Origin of the sequence: Rhizobium sp. SG570, assembly GCF_012275345.1 — a bacterium.
Lineage (GTDB): Bacteria > Pseudomonadota > Alphaproteobacteria > Rhizobiales > Rhizobiaceae > Rhizobium > Rhizobium lusitanum.
In genome coordinates, this window is record NZ_JAAZQI010000007.1 from 287,480 (window position 1) to 311,767 (window position 24,288).

General features: G+C 57.4%; 21 protein-coding genes and 1 pseudogene. 15 read left to right on the plus strand and 7 right to left on the minus strand.

Annotated features, from left to right (window positions below; genetic code table 11):
* Positions 1-133 precede the first annotated feature (133 nt).
* Complete coding sequence (locus FHT28_RS16835) at positions 134-793, minus strand: hypothetical protein (RefSeq protein ID WP_113102506.1); 660 nt, start codon at positions 791-793, stop codon at positions 134-136.
* A 286-nt stretch (positions 794-1,079) separates the two neighbouring features.
* On the opposite strand from FHT28_RS16835, the gene FHT28_RS16840 reads away from it, so the two are divergent.
* Complete coding sequence (locus FHT28_RS16840; protein ID WP_113102505.1) at positions 1,080-2,513, plus strand: sensor histidine kinase; 1,434 nt, start codon at positions 1,080-1,082, stop codon at positions 2,511-2,513.
* Complete coding sequence (locus tag FHT28_RS16845) at positions 2,510-3,154, plus strand: response regulator transcription factor (protein WP_047560396.1); 645 nt, start codon at positions 2,510-2,512, stop codon at positions 3,152-3,154. Before FHT28_RS16840 ends, FHT28_RS16845 begins: the two co-directional genes overlap by 4 nt.
* Here FHT28_RS16845 and FHT28_RS16850 read toward each other — a convergent pair.
* The gene (locus tag FHT28_RS16850; protein ID WP_244655236.1) at positions 3,148-3,672 is read right to left on the minus strand and encodes a hypothetical protein; all 525 of its coding nucleotides are present in this window, start codon (positions 3,670-3,672) and stop codon (positions 3,148-3,150) included. The genes FHT28_RS16845 and FHT28_RS16850 overlap by 7 nt on opposite strands.
* A gap of 783 nt (positions 3,673-4,455) precedes the next feature.
* Here FHT28_RS16850 and FHT28_RS36240 point away from each other — a divergent pair.
* The 3 genes and pseudogenes from FHT28_RS36240 (at position 4,456) to FHT28_RS16865 (ending at position 8,589) form a co-directional block, all read left to right on the plus strand.
* A pseudogene (locus FHT28_RS36240) lies at positions 4,456-4,659 on the plus strand (cold shock domain-containing protein).
* A gap of 721 nt (positions 4,660-5,380) precedes the next feature.
* A complete protein-coding gene (locus tag FHT28_RS16860) occupies positions 5,381-6,613 on the plus strand; it encodes an HlyD family efflux transporter periplasmic adaptor subunit (RefSeq protein ID WP_047560393.1) in 1,233 nt (410 codons plus the stop codon).
* Complete coding sequence (locus FHT28_RS16865; protein WP_037199455.1) at positions 6,595-8,589, plus strand: glycosyltransferase; 1,995 nt, start codon at positions 6,595-6,597, stop codon at positions 8,587-8,589. The genes FHT28_RS16860 and FHT28_RS16865 overlap by 19 nt, the downstream gene beginning before the upstream one ends.
* Positions 8,590-8,763: 174 nt before the next feature.
* On the opposite strand, the gene FHT28_RS16870 is transcribed toward FHT28_RS16865, so the two are convergent.
* The gene (locus tag FHT28_RS16870; protein ID WP_156143675.1) at positions 8,764-8,922 is read right to left on the minus strand and encodes a hypothetical protein; all 159 of its coding nucleotides are present in this window, start codon (positions 8,920-8,922) and stop codon (positions 8,764-8,766) included.
* 210 nt (positions 8,923-9,132) lie between these two features.
* Between FHT28_RS16870 and FHT28_RS16875 the strand changes: the two genes are divergently transcribed.
* The 10 genes from FHT28_RS16875 to FHT28_RS16920 all read left to right on the plus strand — a co-directional run bounded on the left by FHT28_RS16875 (position 9,133) and on the right by FHT28_RS16920 (position 19,839).
* Complete coding sequence (locus FHT28_RS16875) at positions 9,133-9,903, plus strand: glucose 1-dehydrogenase (RefSeq protein WP_037199463.1); 771 nt, start codon at positions 9,133-9,135, stop codon at positions 9,901-9,903.
* A gap of 286 nt (positions 9,904-10,189) precedes the next feature.
* Positions 10,190-11,518, plus strand: a complete 1,329-nt coding sequence (gene hisD, locus FHT28_RS16880) for a histidinol dehydrogenase (RefSeq protein WP_037199465.1) — start codon at positions 10,190-10,192, stop codon at positions 11,516-11,518.
* Positions 11,519-11,522: 4 nt separating this feature from the next.
* Positions 11,523-12,536: an alcohol dehydrogenase catalytic domain-containing protein gene (locus FHT28_RS16885; protein WP_168596801.1), complete on the plus strand. Its 1,014-nt coding sequence runs from the start codon at positions 11,523-11,525 to the stop codon at positions 12,534-12,536.
* Between the two features lie 36 nt (positions 12,537-12,572).
* Positions 12,573-13,304 (plus strand): histidine utilization repressor, encoded by a 732-nt coding sequence (gene hutC / locus FHT28_RS16890; protein ID WP_037199467.1) that lies wholly within the window; start codon positions 12,573-12,575, stop codon positions 13,302-13,304.
* Between the two features lie 35 nt (positions 13,305-13,339).
* On the plus strand, positions 13,340-14,629 hold the full coding sequence (locus FHT28_RS16895) for a hypothetical protein (protein WP_168596802.1): 1,290 nt from the start codon (positions 13,340-13,342) through the stop codon (positions 14,627-14,629).
* Positions 14,630-14,632: 3 nt separating this feature from the next.
* Positions 14,633-15,778: an alpha-hydroxy acid oxidase gene (locus FHT28_RS16900; RefSeq protein WP_168596803.1), complete on the plus strand. Its 1,146-nt coding sequence runs from the start codon at positions 14,633-14,635 to the stop codon at positions 15,776-15,778.
* 132 nt (positions 15,779-15,910) lie between these two features.
* Positions 15,911-16,927, plus strand: coding sequence for an ABC transporter substrate-binding protein (locus tag FHT28_RS16905; RefSeq protein ID WP_168596804.1), 1,017 nt, complete (start codon positions 15,911-15,913; stop codon positions 16,925-16,927).
* Between the two features lie 24 nt (positions 16,928-16,951).
* Positions 16,952-17,812, plus strand: coding sequence for an ABC transporter permease (locus tag FHT28_RS16910; RefSeq protein WP_047560371.1), 861 nt, complete (start codon positions 16,952-16,954; stop codon positions 17,810-17,812).
* A 1-nt stretch (position 17,813) separates the two neighbouring features.
* Positions 17,814-18,596, plus strand: coding sequence for an ABC transporter ATP-binding protein (locus FHT28_RS16915; RefSeq protein ID WP_168596805.1), 783 nt, complete (start codon positions 17,814-17,816; stop codon positions 18,594-18,596).
* Between the two features lie 61 nt (positions 18,597-18,657).
* Positions 18,658-19,839, plus strand: a complete 1,182-nt coding sequence (locus FHT28_RS16920; RefSeq protein WP_168596806.1) for an amino acid aminotransferase — start codon at positions 18,658-18,660, stop codon at positions 19,837-19,839.
* Between the two features lie 86 nt (positions 19,840-19,925).
* Here the strand turns inward: FHT28_RS16920 and FHT28_RS16925 are convergent, their stop codons facing one another.
* From FHT28_RS16925 to FHT28_RS16940, 4 genes are all read right to left on the minus strand, one after another.
* Positions 19,926-20,888 (minus strand): sugar-binding transcriptional regulator, encoded by a 963-nt coding sequence (locus tag FHT28_RS16925; protein WP_037199474.1) that lies wholly within the window; start codon positions 20,886-20,888, stop codon positions 19,926-19,928.
* Between the two features lie 20 nt (positions 20,889-20,908).
* Positions 20,909-22,375 (minus strand): FGGY-family carbohydrate kinase, encoded by a 1,467-nt coding sequence (locus tag FHT28_RS16930; protein WP_168596807.1) that lies wholly within the window; start codon positions 22,373-22,375, stop codon positions 20,909-20,911.
* Between the two features lie 65 nt (positions 22,376-22,440).
* Positions 22,441-23,397, minus strand: coding sequence for a transketolase family protein (locus tag FHT28_RS16935; RefSeq protein ID WP_037199477.1), 957 nt, complete (start codon positions 23,395-23,397; stop codon positions 22,441-22,443).
* Positions 23,397-24,206: a transketolase gene (locus FHT28_RS16940; protein ID WP_037199479.1), complete on the minus strand. Its 810-nt coding sequence runs from the start codon at positions 24,204-24,206 to the stop codon at positions 23,397-23,399. The genes FHT28_RS16935 and FHT28_RS16940 overlap by 1 nt, the downstream gene beginning before the upstream one ends.
* Positions 24,207-24,288 lie beyond the last annotated feature (82 nt).

Consider the following 24,288-nt stretch of genomic DNA (forward strand, 5'->3'; position numbering starts at 1 on the left):
ACCGGCTGGGGATTGGCGTACATTGACGCCAAACTGGTGAGCGCAATCTTGCGAACGATGATCGCGCAACGTTGTCGCCACAGGCGCCCCTGGATCGATGTGCTCACTCCAGGACGCCGCTAGGGCAGCGCCTTCAATCGGCAGTTACCGTATCGCTCTGAGACGGAGCGCTGGTTTCAGACTTCTTTTCGAGCGCATCGCGGACTTCTGCGATTTTTCCGCTATCTGTTCCAACGCCCAGAATGCTCTTTGCTTCAGCGAGCGTCTGATCCGTCACGGGTTTGTTCGATAGTTGCGCCAGCGCCGAACGCAGGGCGGCGTCGCTGAGGGCCGGATCGGTAGGCACAGCTGTCGTTCCATATTGCATTTCGAACTCTGCATATGACTTCACATAGGCTGAGAGGGCCGCCATCTTGGGGTCTTTGGAGTTCAAATAGGCATGGTAGTCTCTCCGGAGCGAGCTAAGCCTGCCTTCATCGGGCTTTGAGACGTGTGTCTTTGTGCTTACACTGTGCGCTTCGGAGTGTTTGTCAGGATGATGAGCCCGCAACGACGACGAGGCGCCTTGCGTTGTTGCCGTGCTCGCGGATGTGCTGCCTGCATCGTCGCCGCCGGACTTTTCATGGCCGGAGTTTCCTTCGCCATGGCCTCCGCCATTGCCATTGCCATTGCCGCCACCGTTTCCACCCTTGGCGAATGCCGTCTGCGCAAAGCCGATGGCAGTCCCTCCCAAGGGAGCGACGGCGAGTACCAGGCCGAGGCTCGCGGTACCAATGATGAATCGGATTCTCATGCGCACTTCTCCTTCACAAATTTTCACCGCCTATGGCGGCAACGGCGGCCGTGTCGGCAAATCATTGCGCATTACAATATTGCCGAAATCCCATGTTGCTACACCCATTGGACCTATGCCTTGGGCATTTAGACCATAGTCTGATTGATCGCGCCCGGTGGTCTCCCACTTCGCACAGGCCAAGCGGCGATGTCTTGCGCGACAACGCGAGCGGTACCGACGTCGCACCAGTTGACACCTGGTCCTGCTGGGATAGCTATATTGGATTGGGAGATCCGTGCTGACCATGCCAGTTCCGCGAGTAATTCATAAATACAAGCTATCTCTGGCAAGTCTCGTCGAACGCTGGAACTCGCAGTCCTTGGCCAGGCAGTTCCTGCTCGCCGGCGGCTTCGTCGCTACCTGCGCGATGCTCGTTGTCGGCTCCTTCGTTGCCAGCCTCATCGAAAATGCAGTGACACGCAATTCCGCGGCAACGACGGCCCTTTATGTCGATAGCGTCATTGCCCCCCTTCTCCCGGACATGCAAACCACTCAGGCCCTCGATGACACGGTAACACGGGCGCTGGACGAAACACTTGGCCAGGGCGCGCTTGGCACGCGGCTATTTTCATTCCGTCTATGGCGCAATGACGGGACGATCCTCTATTCCAACAACAAGGACCTCTCCGGCAAAGGGTTTCCGCTCTCAGACAGCCTGCGAACAGCTTTTTCTGGCCAAATGGTCGCTAAATTCAACCGGATCGATGATGTGGAAAGCGTTGCTGAGCGCAATAGCGGCAAACCACTCCTGGAAATCTACAATCCGGTGCTCCAGCCCTGGTCGGGCAAAGTCGTCGCCGTCTCGGAGTTTTACGAGGTTGCCAACGACCTCGAATGGAGCGTCAATCAGGCCCGCCTGTTGAGCTGGCTTGTGGTCGCTTTGTTTACGCTGACCTTCTTCTCCCTTCTGTCGATCATCGTTCTGCGTGGTAGCCGAACCATCGACAATCAGCGCAGGGCGCTCAACGGCCGCATTGGGGAATTGTCGACACTTCTTCTACAGAATGAGGCGTTGCGGGCACGCGTTCAACGCGCAACCCAGCGCGCAGCCGCACTTAACGAGAGCTATCTCCGCCGCATTGGCGCTGACCTGCATGACGGTCCTGCTCAATTGATCGCTTATGCCTCTTTACGTCTGGACAGCCGGACCCTGACGAGCCCCAAAGCCTCGTCGGCCGAACGTGACGCGTCGCTGCGCACCATCAAGACCAGTCTTGGCGACGCCATGGCAGAAATCAGAAATATCTGTAGCGGGTTGATGTTACCACATATCGAGACGGACAACCTGACCGATCTCATTGGACGGGCAATCCGCGAGCACGAACGGCGCACCGGTGTTACAGTTACGCTCTTGGCGGGTACGACGCCGAGAGATCTTCCCACCTCCGCAAAGATATGCGTCTATCGCTTCGTCCAGGAAGCTTTGAACAATGGCTATCGTCATGCGGGGGGGATCGGACAGAAGGTTATGCAATCGTTGGATCATGAGCAGATCGTAATCGAAGTTGTCGATGAAGGGCCGGGGTTCGATCCGAAGGATGTCGGCCCGCAAAAGCTCGGCCTTGCGGGCCTCAGAGATCGGGTCGAAAGCCTCGGCGGTACTTTTCAGCTTTCATCATCGAATCAGGGAACCACAGTTCGAATGTCCCTGAGCATCGAGGAAATGGAACAGGCATGACAGGTGCAATCAGATTGGCAGTGATAGACGACCACCCGCTTTTCAGGGAGGGCGTCATTCGAAGCCTAACCGAAATGGACGAGTTCAACATTGTTGGCGAAGGCAGCAGCAAACAAGACGCATTGCGCATTGCCGTGGAACATCGTCCAGACATCTTGCTGCTCGACATTTCGATGCCAGGCGGAGGATTGGACGCCATCCCCCTCATACTCGAGCAGATTCCCGACCAGAAGATCGTCATGCTGACGGTCTCCGAAGCAAGCGATGACCTGATGGCGGCACTCAAGAGCGGTGCCAAGGGCTACGTTCTCAAAGGCGTCGGGTCGCGGGCATTGGCCGATATCATTCGTAGCATTGCCGCCGGTGACAGCTATGTCGCACCGACCCTATCGGCTCGTCTGATTTCGGAAAGCGGATCGGGCACTCAGATCAATCCCTTCAACGCGTTGACGGATCGTGAACGGGAGGTGCTGGAGCTAGCTTCTGCGGGTTTGAGCAACAAACATATCGGCCTGAAGCTCGATCTTCATGAAAAGACCATCAAGCATCATATGACCCAGATATTCACCAAGCTGGAAGTGAGCAACAGAACAGAGGCCGCAATGGCGTTCCGCGATGAACTTGAAAGACGCCGTCAATGAAGGAAGGATTTGAGCCGCTGCTCGTCTGCGATCGTTGCATTGCGGTTGACGATCGTGCGGCCCTTTGAATCCTCCATCATATAGCGTCCGCTCTGTATTTTTTCGCTCATCCCATCCTTGTGGTGCACGGTGATCGAGCCACTACCGTCATCGGTAGACTGATCGGCATCGACCTGGCTTTGCGTTGCGCTCTTGGTACTGGACGACTGGCCATTGCCGTTTCCCTTACCATTGCCGTTCCCATTTCCGCTGCCGCTTCCACCTCCATTGCCGCTATTGCCGCCGCCGTTTCCGTTGCCTCCGCCGTTGCCATTTCCACCACCATTGCCGTTACCCCCTTTCGCTTCTGCCACCTGCTGCGTAAGCGTCGCAGAAACGCCGTGAACTTTGACGGTGTATGGGAGCGCCGTGTTGACCAAGGTCAACAGCAAGCATGGCAAGGCAGCAATTAACTTTCGACGCAATAACACCACCGCCTCCTGAGGCTTCGAATAGATCCGGCGACGAGCGGACATCATTCCCCGGCACGAAAGCGCCGCCGCTATCGTCGATTGGCAAATTCCTGACCTTCATATCAGATCGCCGCAACGCCGCGAGGGGTCAAGTTTTATCGACGGGAGAAGCCCCGGTTTGGACTTCAGCAATCGCATGTGAGGCCTTTCGCAGGCAGATCATCGGACCAACGTCGGAGCAGGAAACGGACCGAAGCCCAATCACAGGCTTGCGTTATTGAAAGCGATTTCCCCCGGCCGATATAATTGCGAACATTTGGGGGCTTTGCCGATGCGCACGCGATGGTCCGGATCACGACGATGACTCTGCAAGATTGCAGGGCACAATAAGCGAATGTTCGTGCAATGGGTCCGATGGAAAGGGGTAGCACGATGACCCAAAACTGGAGGGTATTTCTAGCCAGGTCAGCACCGCCGGGCGCAATATTGGATTTCTCGGTCGCCGAATTCATGCTCGAGGTCGCTATCAATTTGCGATATTGCCTCAAGCTCGTCCAGCCGACACCGGAATGCATCGACTTGGCCGAACTCGTCTTGCTGCGTGCCAGACATTATAGCGAAGCCAGGATGGGCGATAAATCACGACTGTTCGCGGAGACAGAAGATGCACTTGCCCAGGCAACGAGGCTACTTGAGATTGAGCTTGAATACTGCTCGACGCGAAGCGTGAAAAGCGGCTGCAATCCAGTCGCCTGAAATTTCCACCAAACTATCTTAGTTGGCAACCATTGATAGATCAAAAGACCACCGGGACAAGGACGGGAATCCAGGCAAAAAGAGGAAATTGCGATCCCAGCGGGCACTGTGAAATTTTTCAATGAAGATAAAACGGTTGGTTTCAATTGTCCCGCAAACAGCGGAATGGACGCATTTATCCGCGTTTCTGCTTTGTCGCGGGGAGGTTAGCTCCGTGAAGGCGAAAAGGTCGGCCATGAATTGGGTCACGATCGGAAGACCGGAAAGCCGAAAACCGAATACTTCAGCTTGCTTTGATGGCACGAACAGGACAACAGGCCCGGATTTCGTCTGTTTACACTTGTATGCCGGCTAAACAGTCCAATCAACTTGAGCGGACTCGTCCTTTCACGTCATTCCGCTGGAACGAAATTTCCGATGAAGGCCACAAACGGCTGCTCTTGATAAGAGATTTGAACTCAGTATCGACCTGTGAGATATAATTAACATATTGATTTACAATAGATAATTATCCAAAATGCGTAGTTGGATCCTTCTCCGGCAGAAATCAACATCCTGGGAACCGATCGCGTGGGGCTGCCGTATTTCATATATATTGCAGGGCATGAGGCTCCCTCGCCAACTGAAAGACGATAGTTTCCCGCCTCATTACGGTGTCCCGGACCACCATCCCCAATAAAGGATTGCACATATTGCTTGCGTTCGAGTTTCCAAAAATTTCGGGATGCATGAATTTCGTTCAATGAATAATCGCGTTCAAGCCCCGGCTCTGCGGCTAATTTACAGTTCGGCAGATCAACATGCCTGCGCTCCCAGAGCGCAGGCAAGCTTTGCTTTGGACGAAGAAGAGCGACCAAAACATCCGTGGACCCATTTTTCGTTATCCATCTTTTGCGATAGCTGCTTGCTTGCTAATTTTCACTAGGCTAAATTACTAAAGGCTTAGTTGTACCTATTATCCTTGGCACTCGATTCGAAGGCGCCGATAGTTGTTAACGCGATATGTCTGTCTACCAATATGATCTGGAACCATCGCATTACACGAATCGCTGTCGGCCTGCTCTTGCTGGCGATTGCGATTATCGTCTCGTTGCCGGCAATCACTGGCTTCACCAGCCGTGATGGTACGGTCAATGCTCGCTTCGCTATCATCAATGCCCCTATCGACGGCATGATTACGGGTGAGCCGGCTAAAGTTGGCGCCCCTGTTAAAGAGGGCCAGACGCTCGCAGAAATCACCAATCAGCGCGTCAATCGTGCTATCCTTGCTTCGCTGGAAGCGGATCGCAACACAGCAAGCGACCGTGTAATCGCTCTGAAAAAGGAACGCGACGAGCTTTCCCAACTTCGCGGGCAGCTATCCAATCGGTTGGAGGTCTTCAAGCAAACCACGATTGCCAATCTGGAACGCGAGGTGGAAATCCTGCGAAAGAAAGTCGAGGTCTCGCAAGCGCAGGATCTTGCCGCACAGGTCGACCTGAACCGCCGGATGGACCTGGAGTCAAAAGGTATCCTCACGCAAAGGATGGTTGATGCGGCACGCGCCGCAGGGGCTGCGACCGGCGGCGAGGTGGAAATCAGCAATTTGACTGTCGACCAATTGCAACAGAGGCTCAATGCGCTTCGCCAGGGTATCTTTGTGTCCGGCGACGGGCAGAACGATGTGCCTTATTCGCGACAACGTGAAGACGAGGTCGTCGTCCGTATCAGCGACTTGAACTCACGCATAGCGGAAAATGAGACACGAGCCGCCGAGGTAGAAAAGCAGTTGATCGAAGAAGGCAGTCGCGTCAGCAGTCTCGAATCTGCAACAGCGACGGCGCCATTCGATGGTGTTGTCTGGGGCAGGAGCATCGTCAACGGCTCCAATATTGTGCTCAATAACGAGCTCGTGCGCCTCCTCGACTGCCGGGAGCTTTTTGTCGATATTCTTGTTCCCGAGGTCGACTATGACGAGATTTATCCGGGACTTGCAGCGCAGGTGCGCCTGTTCGGGCGGAGCGACGTCTTCAAGGGGGTAGTCACCTCGGTAAAGGGCAGCTCTGCAGGTGTCGAGAGCGATTCCTTCGCAGCCGGCTTACCGGAAACATCGCAGCGAAATGCCCGAATTCGGGTCCGCCTGGAGCCGTCCTTCATGAACGGCGACTTTGCGAATTTCTGCCAGGTGGGACGAACAGTCCAGGTCCGGTTTCCCAAACATAGCATCGGCTTGTCGAATTGGGTTAAAAACCTGTGGTTCAGTATCTTCTAGCACTCGCTCCGACCTTTGTTGTTTTGGCCCTTTTTCTCCTGGGACCATTCAATTGGTCGCGTCACCAGACTTGGACACGGGCGATCACCTGCGCTTTCGTCGGAACGATCGCGTTGCGCTATATGCTTTGGCGGCTGACGCAAACCGTTCTTCCCTACCCCTATGATGGCTTTAATTTCTATTGGGTCTGGTTTGTCTTCATCGTCGAGTTGCTGGCCTTTACGGAGGTCTTGCTTTTTCTGGTTCTGATGAGCCGCTATGTCGATCGCAGCGCCGAGGCCGACAGACTGGCGAAGAGCTTCTTCGCACGCGACGAGGCAGAACTACCCACGGTGGATGTCTTCATTCCCACCTACAACGAGCCGCTCGACGTGCTCGAGAGAACAATTGTCGGGGCGTTATCGCTCGATTATCCCGCCGACAAGCTGAAGGTATACGTTCTCGACGACCAGCGCCGCGACTGGCTCAAGCACTTTTGCGAAAAAAAGAAAGCAATCCACGTCACGCGCGGCGATAATTCGCACGCGAAAGCGGGCAATATGAACAACGGGTTGAAGGTGAGTTCCGGCGAATTCGTCGCCGTCTTCGACGCGGATTTTGTGCCCTACCGGCATTTTCTGCGCCGAACCCTGCCCTTCTTTTCCGATGAAAGCATCGGCATCGTCCAGACGCCACAACATTTTTTCAACGTCGATCCGGTGCAATCGAATCTGGGCCTGGAGAATATCTGGCCGGATGAGCAGCGCTTGTTTTTCGACGAAATCGCCCCCAGCAGAGACACCTGGGACGTCAGTTTTTGCTGCGGCTCTTGCTCGATCGCCCGCCGCAAGGCTGTCGATGCGATCGGCGGCTTTCCGACGGAATCGATCACGGAGGATTTGCTGACCACGCTGTCCATGCTCAACAAAGGCTACAAGACGCGCTACTTGAACGAACGCCTGTCGATGGGGCTGGCAGCGGAGAATCTCACTGGATATTTCGTGCAGCGCGAACGGTGGTGCCAAGGAGGCATTCAGACGCTCTATCTGCACAACGGCCCGCTGCGCGGTCCGGGACTATCCCTATTCCAGCGGATCATGTTCCTGCCGGCCTCATGGCTGGTGCAATATCTCGTGCGCTTCATGATATTGATCGTGCCGATCGCCTATCTCTGGTTCGGTCTGGTGCCCCTCTATTTCACCGACATTGCCGACTATGTCTCTTACCAGGTGCCACTGCTGGCGGCCTATTTCCTTCTCATGCTGTGGATAACGCCGACGCGTTACCTGCCTGTAATTTCAAGCGCGGTCGGAACCTTTGCAACATTCCGGATGCTGCCGACCGTCGTGTCAAGCTTGGTACAGCCATTCGGCAAGCCGTTCAGGGTGACGCCGAAGGGCAGCGGCAACGAAACCAACCATTTCGACAGATATAGCTTTGCCTGGATCGCGGGCCTGATCACCATCACCGCCATCGGCCTGCTCATCAATATCGTGCCGGAAACGACCAATGTTCAGGGCCAGTTTTCCCCGATCGCAGCCTTATGGGCAGGTATCAACATCGTCGTCCTGGCGATCGCCTCTCTCATCTGCTTTGAAAAGCCCCGGCGATTGTTTCATGCGTTCAAACTCGAGGAGAACGCCACAGTGGACGATGTCCCTGGCCAGGTCGTCAGTTTGGCACTGGACAAGGCAGTCGTCGCGGTGTCCCCCGAGGCCCGTTTTCAATCCAGCTCCGTCCTGCTGAAGCTAAACGGCTTCGCTCCGTTCAAAACAGAACTCAAACGGGTGACCCAACGGCGACGGAGCATCAGCCGCGGCGGCGATACGCAAGCTTACTATCTTCACCTGCATTTCGAACTCAGCGCAGCCGATCGCGACAGGATGATCGTGAAGCTTTATACCGGACAATATTCGCAGGACATTCGCGATATCGACAAGGTCGCCGTCTCGGTCAATCTTCTGCTGCGATCATTCGGGCGAGCGCGCACATTATAGTCGAATTCTGACCCGATGGAGTCGATGGGCTGCCGCCGCAAAATGGCTTGTACATGAACAATTCTCTCGATCCGCGCGCAGTTCGTCAGCTGGACCAAAAACTTATAATGGACGCGGTTCGACCGCATACCGATAAGTTGCAGCAACAAAACGGTCGTCGCCGGCATGCGACCGTCACTTGACGCCGGCAACAAAGCGCCATCGAAAGTTGCCACCGGGAAAAGAAATATCCGTCGCCTTGAAGCGATCAGAACCTGCGATCACTATCTGAAATCCTGCGTCTTCATCTTGATCGCACCGATGTGAAGCTGAAAGCCATTGATAATCAGCCATTCGATCCGATCGGCAGATCCTGGGCAATCAATCTCAAACCTAATGATTGTCTCTGCGGCTGTCGATCGGGATTTCTGAGCGCAATGTCCTGTAGCAACTTTTGGCACGGCGCGTCTTTCAGACGCAAATAGGAATGTCTCTTTTTGTCAATACATGTATAGACATCATTGTTGAACGGTGGTTCTATCCTGCAAAAGCAAGGGGATCATCATGGCCAATACGATGTTTGATCTGGCAGGTAGAGTAGCAGTTGTAACCGGCGCGAGCCGTGGCATAGGCCAATGGATTACGCTGGCGCTTGCCGAAGCGGGTGCCGATGTCTGCGTTACGGCGCGCGATCAAAATTCGCTAAGCGAAACCAAAGAAAAGATCGAGGCCCTCGGCAGGACCTGCATCACGAGCGCCCAGGATGTGACAGACATCTCGTCCATCGACGAAACGCTAAGCAAGTTCGAAAGCATCACTGGCGCAGTCGATATCCTTGTCAACAACGCCGGCTATGAACAGATATCCCCCTCGCTCGACGTCGACGAACAGCTCTGGGATAAGATTATCGGCACCAACCTCAAGGGTGCGTTCTTCTGGTCGCAGGGGGCGGCGCGCCGGATGTCACGCCAGCCTCGCGGCGGAAGCATCATCAATCTCTGCTCGCTTACCTCCTATGTCGGCATCCCGACCGCCGTGCCCTATGGCTCCTCGAAGTCCGGACTGCTTGGCATGACACGCGCGCTTTCGGCCGAATGGGCGCCGCTGGGCATCCGCGTGAATGCAGTCGCGCCGGGCTATTTCCGCACGGCGATGACTGAAGGCTTTTATCAGGACGAGGGTTGGTCGGCGAAAATGCTCGACAAGATTCCACAAAAGCGGTTCGGTGATGGTTCCGACATCGGAGGCGCCGTTATCTTCCTTGCGAGCGGCGCATCGGCCTACATTACTGGCCAATGCATCCCTGTCGACGGCGGTTTTTTAGCATCGATCTAAGCATGGAAATTCAAGCTTGACAGCATAGGAATGATGATGTTGTCTATAAATGTATAGACATCTATAGACAATAAAAAACGGGAACGAAGTCTCAGACTTCCTGGGAATTTGTCGGATAACCAAATCCGGCTTCCTCGCACGAATAGCTTGCAGGGTATTGCATCACCGGCCACCGATTTGCGGTGCGTTCCAGCATGACCTGCAGGCAACTTGGATCGTCGTGCCGTCAGCGCGCGCGAACGACTGCGGCTGTGTGCGCCTCTGTGCGCCAACAAGGGTGTGATCAATGACCAGAGTCAGCTTTCATGAATATTCCAATCTTGGACCGGATGAGAAGGCCATGCTCTTACGCCGATCCGAAACGGACATTTCCGGGTTCGTCGAGAAAGTGGCGCCGATCCTCGAGGCCGTGCGCACGGAAGGCGACCGGGCCGTCGCCCGCTTCGGCCGGGAGCTCGACAAGGCGGATATCACAGAAGCAACAATCAAGGTCACCGATGCCGAGTTCGATGCGGCGTTCAAGCTTGTCAGCGAGGACGTAATCGAAGCCATCACCTTCGGCATTCAGAATATCCGCCATTTCCATGAGGAACAGAAACCAGAAGCCATGTGGCTGAAGGAGATAAAGCCGGGCGCCTTCGCCGGCGACCGCTTCACTCCGATCAAGTCCGTTGCGCTCTATGTCCCGCGCGGCAAGGGTTCGTTTCCGTCCGTCACGATGATGACCTCTATCCCCGCCGTCGTTGCGGGCGTTCCGAACCTGGCGATCGTCACTCCCCCTGCGCCGGACGGTAGCGTGGACGCTGCAACGCTGGTCGCAGCGCGTCTGGCCGGCGTGGAAACTGTCTACAAGGTCGGCGGTGCTCAGGCGGTTGCAGCCGTCGCCTACGGGACAGAAACGATCAAGCCGGCGCTGAAGATCGTCGGGCCGGGAAGCCCTTGGGTGGTTGCAGCCAAACGGAGCCTGTCAGGCATCATCGATACGGGCCTGCCCGCTGGCCCTTCCGAAGCCATCATCTTTGCGGATGACACTGTCCATGGCGGCCTTGCAGCACTTGACCTGTTGATCGAGGCCGAGCACGGCCCGGACTCTTCCGCCTATCTCGTGACCCATAGCCGCCGCGTGGCCGAGGAAGCCCTCGCCGCGCTGCCCGAACACTGGGCGCGCATGACGGAACAGCGCGTCCAGTTCTCGAGCGCCGTCCTTTCAGGCAAATGCGGTGGGATCATTCTCACCTCCTCGGTCGAGCAAAGCTACGACTTCGTCAATGCCTACGCGCCGGAGCATCTCGAACTCCTGTCGCAGGATCCCTTCGCTCATCTCGGACAGATCACCGAGGCCGCGGAAATCCTCATGGGTCCGCATACGCCCGTCAGCATCGCCAACTTCTGCCTCGGTCCAAACGCCGTGCTGCCGACGAGCCGGTGGGCGCGCACGTTCGGCCCGCTGTCGGTGACCGATTTTGTGAAGCGCAGTTCGATCGGCTATGTCACAGCGTCGGCCTATCCGGAGTTTGCAAAGCATGCCCACAAGCTCGCGGAATACGAAGGCTTCTCATCCCACGCGCATGCAGTCTCGGCGGTCCGCGACAACTATCTGCCAAAGCGAGGCTGACAGGATGAAGGCGGTTCGGCTTTACGACGCGTTTGATCTCAGGGTCGAGGAAGTCGACAGACCTCTGTCGACGCCCAGGGGCTACGTGACGATCGATGTTCGCGCCGCGGGAATCTGCGGCTCGGACATTCACAACTACCGAACCGGCCAGTGGATCAGCAGACGTCCATCGACGGCGGGCCACGAATTCTGTGGGCGCGTTTCCGCAATTGGAGAGGGTGTCGAAGATCTCGCGATCGGTGATCTGGTCGCCGCTGACTCCCGCTTTTACTGTGGCCGATGTGAAGCATGTGGGTCAGGCCGGACCAATATCTGCGAACATCTCGGTTTCGTCGGCGAGGTATGCGACGGAGGGTTCGCGGGGCAGACCCAACTACCCGCCCGTCTCGTTCACAAGCACGACCCCTCCCTTGATCCTGCAGTGGCGGCCATGGCCGAACCTTTGGCCGTCGCGCTTCATGCGGTACGACGGCTCAATCCGCCCCAAGGCGAAGCGATTATTCTCATCGGCTGTGGGACGATAGGCGGTCTCTGCGGGTTGCTGCTTTCACATCTCCACGATGGAAAGCTGTTGTTTGCGGATTTGAATGGTAGTCGTGCCGAGATGGTGGCCCGCCTCTGCGGAGGCTCCGTGGTCGCGCTGGACAAATCGCAAGCAAGAACTGCTCTCGGCGACGCGCGACTCCGATACGCGGTGGATGCAACGGGAAGCACAAAGGCCATCGCGCAAGGCATCGAACTTCTGGACGGGGGCGGCGCATTCGCTCTCGTGGGCATCAGCCACGGAAAGCTGGATCTGGATCCCAACCTCCTGGTCGAGCGCGAGATTTCCCTCGTTGGCTGCCACGCCTTTGAAGATGAACTCGCCGACGCCATCGCGCTGTTGCCAAAACTGCAGTCCTCACTTCTGCAATTCAGCGAGGTCCTGAGCTCACTCGACGAAGTTCCCGATGCATACCGCCGACTGATCGATGGTCGCTCAACCAAATTAAAAACGATCGTTCGAATAGCCGATTGATCAAGCAAACGCCTCGGCGTGAGACGGAGATAGAAATTGCCCGGTCTTTCAAACACCGCGCTACCGCTCTACGAAAAGGTCAAGGACTTCGTCCTCGACAATATCGGAAACGGCAATTGGCCACAGAATGAAAAGCTCCCGTCCGAGCATGAATTAACGTCTTCGCTCGGCGTTTCTCGCATGACGGTCCATCGCGCGCTTCGTGAACTGACAGCCGAAGGCTATCTGCGCAGGGTCCAGGGCGTCGGGACATTCGTCTCGCCTCCCAAGGCACAGTCGACCCTCATCGAGATCAGCAATATCATCACGGAGATCAAGGCGCGTGGAAGCCAACACCGCGCAGAGGTAATCTTGCTCGAACGGATCGAGCGGCCGGACCAAATGCTGTTGGACGCGTTCGAGTTCAGAAAGCTTTGCCCCGTCGATCATTCGATGGTCGTTCACTACGAGAATGGCGTCCCTGTTCAACTCGAGGAGCGTTACGTCAATACGGAACTCGTGAAGAACTATCTCGATCAGGATTTTACGTCCATCGGCACCTACGATTACCTTCAGCACAGTACACCGCTAACCGAAGTCGAGCATCTCATCAGTGCCATCCCGGCGACTGAGAGACATGCACGCCTCCTCCATATTCGTGAGCGCGACAGCTGCCTGGTTCTAAACCGAAAAACATGGACAGGGCAGACGATCGCAACGGTCAATACCTTCACCTATGTCGGCAGCCGCTATTCGCTTGGCAGCAGATACTTACCGCCGAAGAAATGAACGGCCTTCGTGTCATTCCAGGAGTGAGAGAAATCATGGGGCAGCCCAACAGTCGGACCGCAGCCATCCGGGAGAAGGCCCAAAAACGCGACGGTGGCGCCGAGGCTATGCTTGCGGACCTGTTGCGAGATCTGTTTGGGATCGAAGCACGCGATCTGGCGATCAACCACGACCAATACAGCCTCAATTCGCTGAATGGCTTCTTCGAGGCCGACGGAAAGCCCTACTTCTTCAAATTCCATCAGGAGGAAAATGAGGAGGAGATGAGCGGTGAGTACTATCGTGCCGATATCCTTGCCAAGGCCGGCTTGCCGGTCGACCAACCACTTATGATGTCGACCCTTCCCGGCGAACAGATCCTCGTCTACAGGCGCAGGACGGATCCGCGCTTTTCCGATGTTCTGCGCGCGCTCGACGAGCTTCATGATGAGGAAATGGCACGCCAGGCCGTAGATGCGGAGCGCCGGCTCAATGAGACCGTCCTGTCCGTCTACCTGAAGACGCTGCATCCCGTCACACCTAAGCAGGTTGCAAAGGAGCCGGTCCACCGGCTGTTCTACGACCGGTTGGTCACGGCCCCGGACGGAACCTACCCTGGTGGCCGGCTGGCGAGCTTTTACGTCGACAAAGCGTTCGAACTTCCCGGCGTGACGCTTTCCTGGGACGCGCTCTCGAAAGCCCACTTTGTCATCAATGGCATTCAATACCGCAACACGCTTGGGGAGCTGTTCGACGCGGCGCATGAAAGACTGAACCCTGCCCATCTGGCGGATAATGGCGGGGTGACGGCACATGGCGACGCCCATAACGCCAACGTCTGGTTCGAAAAGCAGCAAGGGGGCGCGAGCCTGTCGTTCTTTGACCCCGCCTTTGCCGGCGAGCACATCCCGACGCTTCTCGCAGAGGTAAAGACGACCTTCCACAATATCCTCGCGCATCCCTACTGGCTCTATGATCCGGCTCTTGCCGAACAGAAATTCAATGCGACCGCCAGCTACGAGAACGGCCGTCTCTTTGCGGATTTCGATTGGACGCTAAGCCCGGTTCGAGCCGCGCTCCTGGAAACGAAGGCCGAAGCAATGTGGAAGCCGTTGCTTGCCGCCCTCAAGCAGCGGGGCATGCTTCCTTCCGATTGGCGAAAGGTCGTCCGACTCGGACTTTTCCTCTGCCCGACACTCGTCATGAACCTGCGGGCCGGTGCTACAAGCCACAATCCGACATCCTCCCTGATCGGTCTTTCAGTGGCGATGATGGTCGGCTCGGAGCCTGAGGAGAGCGAGGACCTGATAACCCGCTTCCTCGCAACGATAGATCCGGAGGGGTAGGTTGTGACGATTGTCAATATCGACGACCTCCGGCTGGCCGCGCGCCGGCGATTGCCGAAGCTCTTCTTCGATTACATCGACGGCGGCTCCTTTGCGGAGGAAACCTATCGTCGAAACAGAGATGATTTCTCGCTTTTGCGGCTACGTCAAAATGTTCTCAACGACTATGCCGAGCCTGATCTGTCGACCGAATATCTCGGACGACGACATCCTCTTCCCTTTATGCTGGGACCGGTCGGCTTCCTTGGTCTCTACACGAGAAACGGAGAACAAAAGGCAGCCATCGCCGCCCACGCTGCCGGCATCCCCTTCTGTCTTTCGACCTTCTCGATCGCGTCGCTGGCAGACCTCCGTAGCGCGACGGATGGCGCGTTGCACTTTCAGCTCTATGTGCTCGACGACCGCACGCTCTGTGAGGAGTTTCTGAGCGCTGCGGAAGAGGCCGATGTCGAGGCACTGTACGTGACCGTCGACACCGCCATCACCGCCATCCGCGAACGTGATGAGCGCAACGGTTTCCGATCCCTGACCCACATCACGCCGCGTCTGTTTGCAAGTCTCTGCCGAAAGCCCGCCTGGTTGTTCGACGTCGGTCGCGGTGGCATGCCCTCCGTTCGAGCAGTGGAGCATCGCACAGATTTCGGGAGGGGAGCGCTCGAACAGGCGGCCAATCTTTCCAGGCGCATCGACAAGAAGCTCGCTTGGAAGGACATCGAGGCATTGCGCGACCGGTGGAAAGGTAAGCTGGTCATCAAGGGTATTCTTTCGCCTGAGGATGCAACGAAAGCGCAAGCGGTCGGCGTCGACGGCATTGTGGTTTCGAACCATGGTGGCCGTCAACTCGATGGCGCCATGAGCACGATCGCCGCGCTCCCCGACATCCGGTCCGCGGTCGGACCGGATTTTACGCTGATGCTCGACGGGGGCGTGCGAAGGGGAAGCGATATTGTCAAGGCAATCGGATTGGGCGCCGACGGTGTCATGCTGGGTCGAGCCTATACCTATGGTCTCGCAGCCGCCGGCCAGGCCGGGGTCGACCGTGCGATCGAGACGTTGCGCCGCGAGATCTCGATTACGTTGGCTTTGATGGGCGTCGGCTCGATCGCCGACCTAAAGGAGCGTGGCTCGCACCTCATACTCAAACAGTAACCGCTAACGCCGGCGAAAGGAGACAAACACTTCCATTCCATATTCGCCCACCATGACTTTGATGGGTGGCGTCAAACTTCACAAGATGAAAGCCGCATGATCCGCTAAAATCAACAAATAGAGGGGTTTCCAATGAACCACAAATCCATCAGCAAGCAGTTTTCCCGCGTAGCGATCGCGCTCGGGATCGTCGGTGTCCTCGCCGTAGGGCAGGCTAGCGCTCAGGATCAGATTCCGTCCAAGCCGGAACCGGGTACCTTTAAGATCGGCATCGAGCCATGGCTCGGTTACGGTCAGTGGCACGTCGCCGCCAGCAAGGACCTGTTCAAGAAAGCCGGCCTTGAAGATGTCGAGCTTGTCAACTTCAGCGAAGACAAGGACATCAACGCAGCACTTGCCAGCGGTCAGCTCGACGCTGCCAATATCGCCACGCACACCGCCATGGGCATGGTCGCCGCCGGCCTGCCGGTGAAGATCGTCTCGCTTCTTGATTTCAGCCTGAAGGCGGACGCGATTCTTGCCGGAAGCGACATTAAGAGCGTCGCTGACCTCAAGGGTAAGAACATTGCCTTCGAGGAAGGAACGACAAGCGACATCCTTCTGAACTACGCGCTTGCCAGCAACGGCATGACGATCGACGATGTCGTCCGCGTACCGATGCCGGCGGCTGATGCGGGAACGGCACTGATTGCAGGCCGTGTCCCCGTCGCTGTCACCTACGAGCCCTATATTTCAACGGCGCTCGCCCAGGACAAGAATATCAAGCTGCTTTTTGAAGCCGGCAAGGATCCGGGCCTTGTCTCCGACGTCCTCGTCGTTCGCGAGGAGGTGCTGAAGCAGAAGCCAGGGCAGGTTCTGGCCATGATCAAGGCCTGGGATGCGGCTCTGGCCGATTACAAGGCTAAGACGGAAGAGGACCGCGTCATCATCTCCAAGGCCGTGGGCGCCACCCCGGATGATCTGAAAACCGCCTTCGACGGCGTTCAGTATTATTCTTCTGCCGAAGCCGCCAAGGCCTTTGCCGGTGACTTCAAGACCAAGACCTTCGCCGACGTTCTGAAGGCGGCCAAAAAGGCCGGCCTCGTGACCCAGGACGTTTCCGCCGACAGCATGATCGACACATCCTTTGTCGATGCAGCGAACAAGTGACCTTTGGCCACCAACGGGACCGTAATGTCTAGCTCAGAATTGTCGTCGACACCGAAGGAAAGACCCCGCGCGCAATCGCGCGCGGGCGTCGGTAGACCGCCCAGTGCCTTTCGGATCGGGGATCCGATCAGCGGCCAGTCATTTCTACTGATTGCAGTTGCCGTTTTTGCCCTGCTGTTTGCCGTGTGGTGGGTTGCTACCATCACCGGTTGGGTGAAGCCGATTTTCCTGCCCTCGCCCGGAGCAGTGTGGGCCAAAATGATGGAACTGGCGATCGACGGCACGCTGTGGACCGATGCCGGCATCAGTATCTATCGTATGCTCGTCGGCTTTCTGATTGCATCGGCGCTGGCGATCCCGATTGGGATCATGATCGGCTGTTTCAAGACCTGGGAAGCGGCCATCGAGCCCTTCGTCGACTTCGTCCGCTATATGCCTGTCGTCGCTTTTGTTCCGCTCACCATTCTGTGGGCCGGAACAAGCGATATCCAAAAATTCGTCATCATCTTTATCGGAACCTTCTTCCAGCAGGTGCTGATGGTTATGGACAGCGTCAAGCGCGTTCCGACCGACTTCGTAGGACTAGGCCGCACGCTCGGCATGTCGGAGACAAAGATCCTGCGCCGCATTGTCCTGCCGTCAGCCCTCCCCGGCATCTGGGACACGCTGCGTATCAGCCTTGGCTGGGCCTGGACCTGGCTTGTGCTGGCAGAACTTGTCGCGGCGACATCAGGCCTCGGCTATCGCATCGTTGTCTCGCAGCGATATTTCCAGACGCAGACGATCATTGGTTATATCCTGCTCCTTGGCCTACTCGGTCTGATCACAGACCAGAGCATGAAGGCCCTCGAGCGTGTCTTCTTCCGTTACGCTTCGAGGCATTGAGATGAGCGAACCCAAACTCAAGATCGAGGGCCTCAACAAGTGGTACGGTGGTAGGAAAAGCACCGTCCATGCCCTTAGCAATATCGACCTGGAACTCGCCGACAACGAGTTCGTCTCGTTGGTCGGTGCTTCCGGCTGCGGCAAAAGTACGCTGCTGTCGATCGTCGCCGGACTTCAGGGCTTCGATAATGGCGTTCTTCTGACGGATGGTGCGCCGATCGTCGGCCCCGGGCTCGATCGCGGCGTTGTCTTCCAATCCTACACGCTGCTGCCGTGGCTAACCGCACAGCAGAATGTCGAATTCGCCCTGCAGGCGGCCGGGCTGCCGAAAGCCGAGTGCCGGGATGTCGCCCGTCATCACATCGAACTTGTAAAACTCACCAAATTCGCTGATGCATTCCCCTCGCAACTCTCGGGCGGCATGAAGCAGCGCGTCGCCATTGCGCGTGCCCTTTCTTACCGCCCGAAAATGCTATTGATGGATGAGCCGTTCGGCGCGCTGGACGCTCTGACTCGTCACCAGATGCAGGAACTGCTGACCCAGATCTGGGAAGAGCATCGGCTAACGGTTCTCTTTGTCACCCATGACGTCGAAGAAGCCGTCTATCTATCCGACCGTATCGTGGCAATGAGCATCAATCCAGGACGCATCAACGCGACCTTCCACGTCGGGCTTTCCCGTCCGCGAAACCAGGACATGATTTCCACGTCGGAATTCGTTGCCCTTCAAAAGCAGGTTCTTGCCGCGATCCGCGCCGGATCGCAAACTGAGTTGGAGCATTGATTCAGCCAATGCGAGGCGGCTGAATCAGCTCTGCATTTGATCTCAATTCAAAGGAAAAACGATGTTCGAAACCCTCACAGCCGCCCCGCCGGACAAAATTCTCAGCCTCTCGATTCTCTACAAGAACGACGAGCGGCCGACGAAAATGGATCTCGGTGTCGGCGTCTACAAGGATTCACAGGGTGCGACCGTCATCATGCGGGCCGTGCGTCACGCCGAGAAGCGCCTTTATAAAAGCCAGACGACCAAGACCTATGTCGGCATGGCGGGCGATGAAGGTTTCAACAAGGCCATGTTGAAGCTGATCTTTGGCGAGAAGGCCGATCTCTCGCGCATGTTCGCGTGCCAGACAGCGGGCGGCTCGGGCGCACTCCGCACGATCGCCGACCTGCTCGCGAAGGCTCGACCTGACGCCATCGTCTGGCTCTCCGACCCGACCTGGGTGAATCATGTTCCGATCCTGAAGGCTGCAGGCTTGAAAACCGCGACCTATCCCTATTTCGATCCAGCCAGCGGCACGGTGAAGACCGATGCCATGCTCGCGGGATTGAAGCAGGCGAAGGCCGGCGACATCGTCCTCCTGCACGGCTGCTGCCACAACCCGACCGGCGCCAATCTGACGATCGAGCAGTGGGGTCCGGTCGTGGATCTTCTCGTCGAACGCGACCTTTTCCCCTTCATCGATCTTGCCTATCAAGGCTTCGGCGACGGTCTGGAGGAAGACGCCGCCGCCGTTCGCCTGCTCGCAAGCAGGGTGCCGGAAATGGCTGTCGCCACCTCCTGCTCGAAGAACTTTTCGGTCTACCGCGACCGCGTCGGCGCCGTCATCCTGATGGGCAAGGACACAGAAAGCGTAAAGATCGCCGGCAGCCAGGCGCTAGCGACCACTCGCGTGCTGTATTCCATGCCGCCGGATCATGCCGCCGCCGCCGTCCGTATTGTCCTCGAGGACGATGAACTGCGCGCCGACTGGAAGTCCGAACTCGAAGCCATGCGACTCCGTATGCTCAATCTGCGCAAGGGCTTTGCCGAAGCACTCCGTCGCCAGTCCAACTCCTCGCGTTTCGACTTCATCGCCGACCACCGGGGTATGTTCTCGCGCCTCGGCCTCACCGAAGCGCAGGTCGATCGCCTGCGAGACGAGTTCGGGATTTATATGGTCAGCGATTCTCGCTTCAACGTCGCAGGCCTCAGAGAGGATAGGCTCGACGACCTCGCCAGGGCCGTGGTTGCCGTGCTCTGAGTCATTTTGAAGCAAATGACAGGCCGGTGCGCGCAAATTGCGCGTCACTGTGTATCGCGGCACAGATCCATCGCATAAGCCTGAGCTCAGGGATCGGGTTGATCGATCAATCGTTGGGCAGTGAACTTGTCCGTCACCAGCATGTCGATCACCCCAACCCGTAAAGCGCCAGCAATGGCAGCAGCCTTCTTAGCGCCTCCGGCGAGCGCTATGACGCGGCCAACCTTTTTAAGATCCTCAAGCGGAAGTCCGATCACCCGCTCGTCCAAGGGGGTCTTCACCGGCCGGCCATTTGCATCGAAGAAACGCAATGAGATATCACCGACGGCCCCTGCCTCGGCAAGATCGGCGAGTTCGCGCGAGGAAAAGATGTTGCCGGATCGCGCCAGCAATTCGGACGGTTCAACTGCACCGATGCCGACGATCGCAAGCGTAATGCTGCCGAAAAGGTCCATGGTCTCGCGAACAAAGGGATCGGCGAGCATCAAAAGCTTGGCTTCACGCGAACTCGTTAATCCTTGAACTGGAAGCAGCTTCGGCTCGGCACCGGTCAATCGCGCAAGTCTCGTCGTCAACTGCGTTGCATGGGTCTGGACGGACGGATCACCCATTCCCCCTAGCGTTTGAACAACGTATTTGACCTGGGCACTTTTCTGCGGATGGATGTTTTCGACCATCTTGAAGATCGTCTGGCTCCAGCTCGACACGCCGATGATCTCGCCTGGTGCGAGCGTGACCTCGAGTAAATGGGCGGCGGCTTCGCCGATCCGGGCCATGATGGCCGCATCGCGGTCTTCGGTACATTCGACGACCACGGCTTCAGGCAGGCCGTATTTCTCTCGAAGCACGCTTTCGAGCTCGCTATAGGTTCCTGCAGGCGGGATGACGCTCGTTCGAACGATGTCTTCCGCCTCGGCACGTTTCAGCATTCGCGAAACGGTTGCCTGTGACAGACGAAGGTGATCGGCGATCTCTGCCTGCCGCCGCTTCTCAATGTGATACATCTGAGCGACTCTCGAGATCAGGCGGAGTTCGTGCAAGCGGGCCATATCGGTTCCAGTGTGAATTTTTATTCACATTTAACTGGTGTGGACCGCAACGTCGAGCGCGACAATGCATCATTCCACGTGTTCAGCAATGCCGATCGGTCGGTGGCTTCCGGCGAGATGATGTGCGTGCTCCGAGGCAAGTCGGAAATGACGCCGAGATCACGCCACATACCAATGGAGAGGCCGGCAAGATAGGCGGCGCCGAGAGCCGATGCCTCGGGGGCTTCGCATTGGATGACGGCATGCTCGACAAGATTGGACACGCACTGCATCAAAAAACGGTTCTGGCTCGGCCCGCCGTCGACATAGAGGGCTCCAAGTTCGCCACCACTTTGTGCCCGCATCGCTGCGATCACGTCATGTACCTGTAAGGCGATGGAATCGGTCACGGAACGAGCCATCTGCGCGCGCGTGGTGCTGAAGTTGATGTGCGAAAACAGGGCGCGCGCGTCGGAATTCCAATATGGCGCCCCGAGGCCAACGAAAGCCGGCACGAAGCCAGGTCCACCAGCCTCTGCGGTTGCCGCGAGTTCGACAAGCGCGCCGACATCCGCAAGACCTAGGATGTTCGCCATCCACGGCAGGCTCGCGGCCGACACCAGTATATTGCCTTCGAATGCATAGGTCGGCCGGCCGCCAAGGCGCCAGGCGATCGTGGTGGTGATGCCATTGCGCGGCGCTATGAATGCCGGAAGCGTGGTCATGACCGAGGAGCCCGTTCCAAACGTGATCTTGCCGTCGCCTGGCGTAAAGGCACCATGGCCAAACAGGGCCGCATGACTGTCGCCGATCGCAGAACCTATTGGGGTTCCATCGGGCACTCCTGCAAATCCAAGGGTGGTGCCGAAATCCGCCGAACTGTCCAGAACCTCCGGCAAGAACGACGTATCGACGCCGAAAATCGCGCCCAGTTCGTCGCTCCAGGTCTGTGTCTTCAGGTCGAACAACTGGCTTCGCGCAGCGTTGGAGGCATCGCAAACATGCCGACGCCCGCCGGTCATGCAGTGGATGAGCCAACTGTCGATCGTACCCAGCCGTACCCTGCGGCCGCTCTCCAGGCGATCCAGCAGCCAACGGAATTTCGGACCCGGAAACATCGGGTCAAGTGGAAGGCCGGTCAGGGCTTGGACGCGATCAAAGTGCCCTTCGGTGATGAGGCGTTCGCAATCAGTTGCCGTGCGCCTGCACTGCCAGCTTAAAACTGGCCCGAGGGCTTCTCCGATGTCCGCGTCCCAGGCGGTCACCGACTCGCGCTGATTGGAGATTGCCACTGCCTCGATGGAAATGCCTGGCATCGTTTCCAGGCAGGCATTGACGGCCTCGCAAACGGAAGCAAAGAGCCTGTTCGGATCCTGTTCGACCCAGCCGGGCTTTGGATAGGAAATACCCACCGCTGCGGAGCCTCGGGCCACGACATCCCCGCCTTCAGACACCAGAACTGCCTTGGAGTTGGTGGTGCCCTGGTCGATGGCCAGAATTGCTCGCATCGTCATCTCCTCGAAACGAACGGCTGGGGCGGATACGCGCCCCGGCTCATGAAGCTGCTATCAGATTATTTGCGTTTGATCAGTGCCTGCGCGGCGTCGGCGATCGCCGTTGGAGACATACCGAACTCGTCGAGAAGGAACTCGGCGGAACCGGTCGGGGCAAAAATGCCTGGAACGCCCAATCTCTTCATTGGCACAGGCGCATAGTCAACCACGACTTCCGCAACCGCAGAGCCCAGCCCGCCAAAGATCGAATGCTCTTCCGCCGTCACAATCGCGCCGGTTTCCCTGGCCGCAGCAATGATTGCCGCTTCGTCGATCGGTCGGACGGTCGCAAGATTGAGCACCCGCGCGTCGATACCGCGCTCGTTCAGAATCTCCGCTGCTTTGACGATACGGTGGGTCAATGTGCCGTTTGCGATGAGCGTGACGTCGGAGCCCTCGCGCAAAACGTTGGCCCTGCCCAGTTCGAATATGTGACCCTCAGGCAAGAGGTCGGGTACGCCCACACGCGACAAGCGCAGGAAGCATGGCCCGCTATAGGTCGCGGCCCACTCGACGGCGGCGGCAGTCTCGATCCGGTCACAGGGCGCAATCACCGGGAGGTTCGGCAGAACCCGCGTCCACGCGAAATCCTCGATCGAATGATGGGTTGGGCCAAGTTCGCCATAGGCCATTCCCGACGAAATGCCGACAAGCTTCACATTGGCGTTCGAGTAGGAGATATCGGCCTTGATCTGTTCGAGCGAGCGGCCGGTCAGAAACGGCGCTGCAGCGCAGACATAGGGCAATCGGCCGCCATTGGCGAGGCCTGCGGCCACCCCGACCATATTCTGTTCGGCGATGCCAACATTGACAAGGCGACCGGGAAACTTCGACTTGAAGCCGCTAAGCTTTGACGAACCAACGGAGTCATTGCAAACGGCGACGATGGTTTCGTCCTGCGTGGCAAGCCGCTCGAGGGCGGCTGCGAAAGCATCGCGGCAGTCGTGCAACCTAGGTGTATTTACGGGCCCGTTCATCAAAGTGCCTCCGACAGTTCTGCCAATGCAATTTCGTATTGCTCCTTGTTCGGAACCTTGTGATGCCAATCGACGGTATCCTGCATGAAGGAGATGCCATGCCCCTTGTTGGTGTGGGCGACGATGCAGTGTGGATGGTCGCCGCGGCTTTCAAGCGCCGGAACGATCTCATGCATGTTGTTGCCGTCGATTTCCGTGACGCGCCATCCGAAGGCTTCGAGCTTCGGCCGAAGCGGGGCAACGTCGTTGGTGTCCGATAGCGCAGCCCCCTGCTGAAATCGGTTATGGTCGATGACCAGCGTAAGATTGTCCAGACGGAACTGGTGTGCTGCCATAATGGCTTCCCAATTCGACCCTTCCTGCATTTCGCCGTCGCCAGTGATCACATAGGTATGATAGCCGGCTCCTGACAATTTCGCCGCTTTCGCCATCCCGACAGCCACGGGAAGACCGTGCCCAAGAGGGCCGGTATTGGTCTCCACACCAGGGACCTTGTTGCAGTTGGGATGACCGTTCAGCCGGGAGTGCGGCTGTAAGAAGGTATGGATCTCATCCTCCGGGATGAATCCTCGCTTGGCCAGTGTGACATAGAGCGCGCAGGCGGTGTGCCCCTTCGAAAGCACGAAACGGTCGCGATCGGGATTTTTCGGCTGGTCCGGCCAGATACGCAAAACGCGAAAGTAGAGCGCGGTCAAAAGGTCGATGACCGACATCTCACCACCGATATGGCCGGCGCCCGCTTCGTACACAGCCTGAAGGTCGCGCAGACGTATCTGGCGGGCGATCCGTTCAAGGTCCGATGGCTCCATCACTGTCTCCTGCATAATTATTCACATAGTTATATTTTTGCACACAAAGCGTATTAGTCAAGCCCTCCACACCCCAGTCCAA